Origin of the sequence: Trinickia soli, assembly GCF_002879855.1 — a bacterium.
GTDB lineage: Bacteria > Pseudomonadota > Gammaproteobacteria > Burkholderiales > Burkholderiaceae > Trinickia > Trinickia soli.
Genome location: NZ_PNYB01000052.1, coordinates 1 through 3984 on the forward strand (window position 1 = coordinate 1; position 3984 = coordinate 3984).

The following is a 3984-nucleotide window of genomic DNA, read 5'->3' on the forward strand; positions in this document are numbered from 1 at the left end:
GCTCGTTCGACGTGGTGTTTCTCGATCCGCCGTTCGGCGAGCAACTGCTGCCGCGCGCGCTCGAAGTGGCGCCGCCGCTCGTCGCCGCCGACGGCTATTTGTATGTCGAATCGGGTGAGCCGGTATCGGCCGACGAGGTCGAAACCGAGGAGATCGTCCCGCCGCCCACGCCGGAACCCGGGCAAAAGCAGACATGGCTCGCGCGGCTGCGTTCGGGGCTGTCGAAGACGAGCGCCGGCCTCACGGGCATCTTCGTACGGACGAAGATCGATGACGATCTCTACGAGGAACTGGAAACGGCGCTGCTGATGTCGGATGCGGGCGTCGAAGCGACTGATTTCCTGCTTGGCGCGTTGCACGAAAAAGTGCGCAGCGAGCGGCTGACCGATCCCTTGCAGGTCAAGGCGGCGTTGCGCACGTTGCTCATCGATCTGCTGAAGCCGCTCGAGCGCTCGCTCGTGCTCGGCCGTGCGCAACCGCTCGTGATGATGATCGCGGGCGTCAACGGCGCGGGCAAGACGACGAGCATCGGGAAACTGGCCAAGCATCTGCAGCGCTTCGACCAGTCAGTGCTGCTCGCAGCCGGCGATACGTTCCGCGCCGCCGCGCGCGAGCAACTCGCCATCTGGGGCGAGCGCAATAAGGTGACCGTCGTCGCACAGGAAAGCGGCGATCCGGCCGCCGTGATCTTCGATGCCGTCAGCGCCGCGCGCGCGCGCAAGATCGACGTCGTGATGGCCGATACGGCCGGCCGCTTACCGACGCAGCTGCATTTGATGGAGGAGTTGCGCAAGGTCAAGCGCGTGATCGGCAAGGCTTTCGATGGCGCGCCGCACGAAGTGTTGCTCGTCATCGACGCCAACACGGGGCAAAACGCCTTGGCCCAGGTCAAGGCGTTCGACGACGCGCTATCGCTGACGGGCCTGATCGTCACGAAGCTCGACGGCACGGCCAAGGGCGGCATTTTGGCGGCGATCGCGCGCCAGCGCCCCGTGCCCGTTTACTTCATCGGCGTGGGCGAAAAGGTCGAAGACCTGCAACCCTTCAGCGCCGAAGAATTCGCCGACGCGCTGCTCGGCTAAGCGCTTCCCGCCGTAGCGCGCGTTTCGCTGCCGAACCGCGCGCCTGTCGGTCTTCCGCTCGACTACGTTTGATCGCGCGTCACTCGGCGTCCGGCTGCTGTTCCGGCGATGCGCGCACGAACGCGTCATGCCGCATCGCCTCGTCGTAGATCCGTTGAATCGTCGGATAAGGCTGCAGATCGACTTTGAAACGCAACGCGTTGAACACCTGTGGCACGAGCGCGAGGTCGGCCATCGTCGGCGTATCGCCATAGACGAAGCTGCCTGTGCGCGAATCCGATGCGAGCCGCGCTTCGAGCACCGCGAATCCGTTGTCCAGCCAGTGCTTGTACCAGGCGTCTTTTGCCTCGTCCGAGACGCCCAGCTCGTGCTTCAGATACTTGAGCACGCGCAGATTGTTCAGCGGGTGGATTTCGCAAGCAATCTGCAGCGCGATCGCGCGGACATAGGCGCGATCGACCGCGGTATCGGGCAATAGCGGCGGATTCGGGTGCGTCTCCTCGAGGTACTCGATGATCGCCAGCGATTGTTGCAGCACCGCTTCCCCATCGACGAGCGACGGTACGACGCCGTCCGGGCAGATGCGCCGATAGTCGGCGCTCAGTTGCTCCCCGCCGCCACGCAGCAGATGCACGGCGGCGTACTCGTAAGGCAGGCTCTTCAAATTCAGCGCGATGCGCACACGATACGAGGCCGAGCTGCGGAAATAGCTATAAAGTTTCATCCATGTCTCCCTTCGGCCAGAGTCGGCGTTTGCCGTTCGGCAACTGCTCCGGCCCTATCGTTTGCGTCCGTGATGCAGTCCAGCCGTGCAGCGCGGTCACACCACGCGAACGCTCAACTCACCCAACCCTTCGACAGATCCCGTCATCAGGTCGCCGCGCACGACTGCACCGACGCCTTCAGGCGTCCCCGTGAAGATCAGATCTCCGGGCCGAAGCTCGAACAGCGTCGACAGGTACGTGATGGTTTCCGCGGTCGACCAGATAAGCTGCGAGACATCCGAGCGCTGCTTGTCCACACCGTTGACCTTGAGCCAGATCGCGCCTTGCGCGATATGTCCGACGCGCGACACGGGATGGATCGGACCGAGCGGCGCGCCGTGATCGAAGCCTTTCGCCACATCCCACGGGCGGCCCAGTTTCTTCGCTTGCGCTTGCAGGTCGCGGCGCGTCATGTCGAGGCCGAGCGCGTAGCCATATACGTGAGCGAGCGCCTGCTCGACGGGAATATCCCGGCCGGCCCGGCCGATCGCGACGACGAGCTCCATCTCGTGATGCACGTCGCTCGTGCACGACGGGTACGGGAATTCGCCGGTCGTGCCTGGCGCAACGTACACGACGGCGTCTGCCGGTTTGGTAAAGAAGAATGGCGGCTCCCGATCGGGATCGTGGCCCATTTCGCGCGCGTGCGCCGCGTAGTTGCGGCCCACGCAATAAATTCGGCGGACCGGGAAGCATTCGTGAGCGCTCGCGCTGTCGATGCTCTCGGCTATCGGCACGGCGACGATCGGCGCCGGGGCAAAGACATACTCCATCGCATTCTCCTTGGCGTTCATACGGGCTGCACGTCAATCCGGCCGGCAACGGGTGAAAACGTCGAGTTTAGCGCGACCACCGAAAGCGCGTGGGCGGCGCGTCAATGTGAAGAGAGACGCGCCGCACGCGATCCCTACCCGTCTCGCCGCCCCCGATCGAGCGCTGCGGCTTGCCAGATCGCGACGAATGCGGTACTCGTGGAGTTTTCATCAACTTTCGAACGGCAACTCACGCTTGCCCCGCGCGTCATGACAGAAACCCTCCCCGCCGAGCCGTTCCCCTGCGCCCGCTTCATCAAGGAAATCGGGCGCGGCCCGCATGGCGCTCGCGCGCTCTCGCCCGAAGATACCCGTTCGCTCTACAGCGCAATGCTTGACGGCCGCGTGTCCGACCTCGAACTGGGCGCCGTCTTGCTGGCGTACCGCCTCAAGGGTGAAACGGCTGACGAACTTGCGGCCATGCTCACGGCCGCCCAGGCGTCGATCACGCCGATCCGGGCGGCCGGCGCCGTTTCGATCCCGAGCTACAACGGGGCGCGCAAGCAGCCGAACCTCGTCCCGCTTCTTGCGATGCTGCTGGCGCGCGAAGGGGTGCCCACGCTCGTGCACGGCGTAACCGAGGACCCAGGCCGTATCACGAGCGCAGAAATCTTCGCGCGTCTCGGGATCGAGCCGGCCGGCTCGCGTGCCGACATCGAAGCGGGCCTGGCCAGCCGCCAACTCGCCTTTGCGCCCGTCGAGGTGCTTGCGCCGAAGCTGGCCCGCCTGCTCGCGTTACGACGCATCATGGGCGTGCGCAACTCGACCCACACCCTGATCAAGATCCTGCAGCCGTTCGCGCCTGCCGGTTTGCGGCTCGTCAATTACACGCACCCAGCCTACCGCGACAGTCTTGCCGAACTCTTCCTGGGCCATCCCGAAGCCGCCGCCGGGGGCGCGTTGCTCGCCCGCGGCACGGAGGGCGAAGCCGTGGCCGACACGCGCCGGCAGGTACAGATCGATTGGCTGCACGACGGCGCCGCCGAAACGCTCGTCTCGCCAGAACGCGGTGCAGACGGCGATGCCGGCCCCGAACTGCCGGCCGCGCGCGATGCCGACACCACGGCGCGCTGGATCGAGGCGGTGCTGCGCGGCGACGCGCCCGTCCCGCCCACCCTCGCACGGCAAGTACAAGAAATCGTCAGGATCGTGAAAGTCGGCAGGCGCGCCCAATGACCTAAGCCCTACGCAAGCGCCCCGAGTATTTTCCAATCCTGAGAGGAGTCTGAACCGGTAGGTGGTGTGGGGGTTCAGGGGTCGCTGTATCTCTATCGGAAAGCGGGAGTTGTCCACGGCCGGCACGGCGGTGGACAACTCCCGCCCGCG

General features: G+C 65.4%; 4 protein-coding genes. 2 read left to right on the plus strand and 2 right to left on the minus strand.

The window, feature by feature from the left end; all coding sequences use genetic code 11:
• Positions 1-98 precede the first annotated feature (98 nt).
• Complete coding sequence (gene ftsY, locus C0Z19_RS27515) at positions 99-1082, plus strand: signal recognition particle-docking protein FtsY (RefSeq protein WP_102612989.1); 984 nt, start codon at positions 99-101, stop codon at positions 1080-1082.
• A gap of 79 nt (positions 1083-1161) precedes the next feature.
• Here the strand turns inward: ftsY and maiA are convergent, their stop codons facing one another.
• Positions 1162-1806 (minus strand): maleylacetoacetate isomerase, encoded by a 645-nt coding sequence (gene maiA / locus C0Z19_RS27520; protein WP_102612987.1) that lies wholly within the window; start codon positions 1804-1806, stop codon positions 1162-1164.
• A 96-nt stretch (positions 1807-1902) separates the two neighbouring features.
• A complete protein-coding gene (locus C0Z19_RS27525) occupies positions 1903-2619 on the minus strand; it encodes a fumarylacetoacetate hydrolase family protein (protein ID WP_102612990.1) in 717 nt (238 codons plus the stop codon).
• A 249-nt stretch (positions 2620-2868) separates the two neighbouring features.
• Between C0Z19_RS27525 and ybiB the strand changes: the two genes are divergently transcribed.
• The gene (gene ybiB, locus C0Z19_RS27530; protein ID WP_102612988.1) at positions 2869-3834 is read left to right on the plus strand and encodes a DNA-binding protein YbiB; all 966 of its coding nucleotides are present in this window, start codon (positions 2869-2871) and stop codon (positions 3832-3834) included.
• Positions 3835-3984 lie beyond the last annotated feature (150 nt).

Excerpts from the sequence above, each read along its gene's own strand:
- maiA (WP_102612987.1), bottom strand. The coding sequence starts at position 1,806 with ATGAAACTTTATAGCTATTTCCGCAGCTCGGCCTCGTATCGTGTGCGC.
- C0Z19_RS27525 (WP_102612990.1), bottom strand. The coding sequence starts at position 2,619 with ATGGAGTATGTCTTTGCCCCGGCGCCGATCGTCGCCGTGCCGATAGCC.
- ybiB (WP_102612988.1), top strand. The coding sequence starts at position 2,869 with ATGACAGAAACCCTCCCCGCCGAGCCGTTCCCCTGCGCCCGCTTCATC.